Annotated in this window: 4 protein-coding genes; 1 reads left to right on the forward strand and 3 read right to left on the reverse strand. The window is 45.0% G+C overall.

The genetic code is table 11. The annotated features are described in order from the left end of the window. Nucleotides 1–304: 304 nt before the first annotated feature. The 3 genes from Q1A86_RS21025 to Q1A86_RS21035 form a co-directional block, all read right to left on the reverse strand. Entirely contained in the window at nucleotides 305–1,192 is an 888-nt protein-coding gene (locus Q1A86_RS21025) for a phosphoribulokinase (RefSeq protein ID WP_220758867.1), read from the reverse strand. Between the two features lie 131 nt (nucleotides 1,193–1,323). Further along, a complete protein-coding gene (locus tag Q1A86_RS21030; protein WP_220758866.1) occupies nucleotides 1,324–1,578 on the reverse strand; it encodes a YheU family protein in 255 nt (84 codons plus the stop codon). Continuing rightward, nucleotides 1,572–2,552: a hydrolase gene (locus Q1A86_RS21035; RefSeq protein ID WP_299811419.1), complete on the reverse strand. Its 981-nt coding sequence runs from the start codon at nucleotides 2,550–2,552 to the stop codon at nucleotides 1,572–1,574. Before Q1A86_RS21035 ends, Q1A86_RS21030 begins: the two co-directional genes overlap by 7 nt. A gap of 166 nt (nucleotides 2,553–2,718) precedes the next feature. On the opposite strand from Q1A86_RS21035, the gene Q1A86_RS21040 reads away from it, so the two are divergent. Next, nucleotides 2,719–3,237, forward strand: coding sequence for a TAT leader-containing periplasmic protein (locus tag Q1A86_RS21040; RefSeq protein WP_299811422.1), 519 nt, complete (start codon nucleotides 2,719–2,721; stop codon nucleotides 3,235–3,237). Nucleotides 3,238–3,270: the final 33 nt, after the last annotated feature.

Below are 3,270 nucleotides of genomic sequence, written 5' to 3' on the forward strand. Positions count from 1 at the left end.
TAGAAAATATTGAGAAAAGCTTATAAACAAAGTCAGATAAGGTCAGCTAGCAATCCCAAGAAGGTAAACAGATCAAGCGTGACGGTGGAATTTACTTTTTGGCTTACTAGAAAATATTGAGAAAAGCTTATAAACAAAGTCAGATAAGGTCAGCTAGCAATCCCAAGAAGGTAAACAGATCAAGATGGGGGAATTTACCTCCAAGGGACTGCTAACTTATCGTTCTTTCGCCTGAAATCCCGATAAGCAGCAGTCTACATAAGCTGGCTTAAACTAATCTTAATAAGCTAGAGCTTAGCGGAAGTTACTCGCCATCCTCTGAAATAAGCTCTAGTCGCTTGTCCATCAAATCTTTTACCAAGGGAGTTAGAATAAGCTCCATGGCGAGGGACATCTTGCCACCAGGCACCACTAAGGTATGCATACGTGACATAAATGAGCCTTGGATCATTTTTAAGTAGTAGGGGAAGTCGACATTTTTAATGCCACGAAAACGGATTACCACAAAGCTTTCATCTGAAGTGGGAATGCTCTTGGCGCTAAACGGGTTCGAAGTGTCTACAGTCGGGACTCGCTGAAAATTAATATGGGTGCGAGAGAACTGCGGCGTCATATGGTTAATATAATCATCCATACTACGCACAATCGAATCCATCACCTTCTCACGGCTATGTCCACGCTCTGAGGTGTCACGAATAATCTTCTGGATCCACTCAAGGTTGACGATAGGAACCATGCCTATGAGCAGGTCGACATGCTGGGCAACATCACAATCATCGGTAACGACACCGCCATGAAGCCCCTCGTAATAGAGCATATCGGTATTTTCAGGCAGTGGGTGCCACTGGGTGAAAGTACCTGGCATCTGATTGAAGGGAACAGCTTCATCGAAGGTGTGTAAGTAGGCGCGGGTTTCTCCTTGTCCAGTATTGCTGTAATCACTAAAGCACTGCTCAAGACGGTTAAAGTCATTAGCCTCTGGACCGAAGTAACTAATATTTCGATTTTCGGTCTTTTCTTTACGGATCATCACTGCCATTTCAGGACGGGTGAAGTGGTGAAAGCTATCGCCTTCAACAATAGCGGCATTGATCCCTAACTGTCTAAAGATATGGTTGAATGCCGTTGTCGTGGTCGTCGTGCCCGCACCAGAGGAGCCAGTTACTGCAATAATAGGATGTTTCGCTGACATTTTTTTACCCAAAATATAAAGAGTTAACTATCACTCGTGCATTAGCTAAATAAAGCTAGCGATAGTGACTTTGGTAAGCAGATTGCGGTTTAGTATCTTCAGTTATACGGATTAGCTTAGCTTAGGTCAATTTAATCGTATTCACTCTCTTGAGAGACAATATCTTCTTTACGTCTAATACCGATGGATTCCTCTTCTTCGTTATATTCAACCACTAACAGGCCCTGCTTGAGCGCAGTCTTGCACTGAATGATGGCTCTATCCATACTGTGTTCGCCATCGCCAGAAAAACTGCCATCTTCGACTTGGCTGATAAGGTACTCTTTGATGAGGTTGTCAAAAGTTTCGCTAGATAACTGCGATAAAGACTCGTAAGGAACTAACATGGTGATGCTTCCAGTGATGTTAAAAAATTCAATACACGCTTTTCAAGATAATACTGCGGACGCCAAGGGCTACCACCTTCGATAAAGCCCACATGGCCACCATTGTCGTGCAGCTCATATTGTACTTGAGCCGACAGTTGCTGTGGCGTTGGGATAACGGCATTGGTCATAAAGGGATCGTCTTTAGCGTGAATAACTAAGGTCGGTTTAGTGATTTGGCTTAAGTAAGGCAGGCCACTGGCACGGGTGTAATAATCATCAACATCGCTAAAGCCATGTAGCGGTGCGGTGATCTTATCGTCGAATAGATAAAAGGTCTTGAGCTGTTCAATGTCGCTCTTGTTTATGGGCATTAAAGGCTGGAGCTCAGGCCTCGCAATTTTTCCACGCATCTTTTCTTGCAGCTGTTTAATTAGGTAGCTTTGGTAAACTTTAGAGAAGCCTTTCTCCAGTCTATTGGCACAAGAGCCCAGTTGCAGAGGAGGCGAGATGGCAACGCCCCTATCAATTAGGCTGCGCTCTTGTTGCTCGCCCTGATATTTGACCAGCACATTCCCCCCTAGACTGTAGCCTGCCGCAAGTAAGCGACTGCTAGGGTATTGAGCTTTTAAGTGACTGAGGCTGGTTTGTAGATCTTGAGTATCGCCACTGTGGTAACCCCTAACCAGACGATTCAGTTCGCCTGAACAGCTACGGTGATGATGCACCACAGCGCATAAGTCTAGTGCCTTACAGGCGGCTAACATACGACGAGCGTAATGGGATTGGGCGCTACCCTCTAAGCCATGGATGATCACTAGTATCGGCTGGTTTTCTTTTGGAGAGCCTTGCCAGTCGAGATCGATAAAATCACCATCGCTGAGTTCTAGCCTCTCACGTCGAAGCTGTGGTTTGTCCACTTTGGTCAGTACCGGCAGAATCGTTTGAATATGGGGGTTCTTAGCCCACCAAGGGGGAGAAAATATCTGGCTCATAATAATTGGCTATTGCTGAAAATTAAAACGTGTGTTTAATTGTTATTGTCAGCAGAGTGTAACATAGATTTTAAGCCGATCTTTTTTCGCTTTGTTTCCAGTTGTAAGTGTCAGGGCCGCCGAAGTTTGCTGCCACAAACTTAAATAATAAGAATGAGAGGATTCGATGGAGCGACGGACTTTTATCACAACCGCATTGGCAGGTACTGCATGCTTAGCACTGGGAGTGAATTATTACTCGTCAGATTATATCGGTGTTAATAAGCAGCTCGATGACAAGCACCGTTTGTTATTTAGTGTGCTAGTGCCGGTATTTTTAGATGGCGCGCTGCCTGATGTGGCCACCCTAAAACGCGATTCGATAAATAGAACGCTAGATGCTATCGAGCACACTATCTCCATCCTTCCTCAAGACACCTTCGATGAGCTCGAGCAACTGCTGGAAATGCTAGAGGGGCGATTAGGGCTGCTGATATTAACCGGCAGCATGACACCTTTGATGATGCGAAACCAAGCCGAATTGATAGAGATGCTACAAAGTTGGCGTACAAGTTATATGGACATGATGGTCACCGCCTATCAAGGATTGAGGGAGCTAGTGATGGCGAGTTACTACTCCAACCCAGAGCATTGGAGCCGACTGCATTACGCTAAGCCCACGTTCCTTGAAAATATGAAGTCTTGAGGATATGAAGTGATGCGATGAGTTAATAGCTAT

This window comes from uncultured Shewanella sp. (assembly GCF_947497935.1).
Taxonomy (GTDB): domain Bacteria; phylum Pseudomonadota; class Gammaproteobacteria; order Enterobacterales; family Shewanellaceae; genus Shewanella.